This is a genomic window from Thermorhabdus hydrogeniformans (genome assembly GCF_049310025.1).
Classification (GTDB): Bacteria; Bacillota; Thermosediminibacteria; order Thermosediminibacterales; family Tepidanaerobacteraceae; genus JBJYKD01.
On sequence record NZ_JBJYKD010000091.1, the window covers coordinates 1 to 317 of the forward strand.

General features: G+C 41.0%; 1 pseudogene. It reads left to right on the forward strand.

What is annotated here, in order from left to right:
* Positions 1 to 317 (forward strand): annotated as a pseudogene (locus tag ACKX14_RS15615) (ISNCY family transposase); the annotation flags it as partial.

Here is a 317-nt window from a genome sequence, read left to right on the forward strand (position 1 = left end):
TCTTTCTACGGTAAGCAGTTCAAGGTCATTCAAAAAGAAAACCAGCCTTCCATTCCGGCCCATACAACTGTTAATGTCTTTATTAGTAGTATAACAGGTGTATGGGTGGAATACAACGGGAGAATTTATGAAACTGTGCCGTTTGTTAAGCCAAAAAAGTCTGCTGCCGGTGATAGCCCTAAAGAACCGAAATCGCCTTACAGGCCGCCTGATTCTCACTACTACAAATATGGCCAGAGTCTCTTTAAACCTGTTACTTTCGAGGAAAGTGATCGCGAGATTCTTGAAATGCTTCAAGAAATTTTCCTTGGTAAATA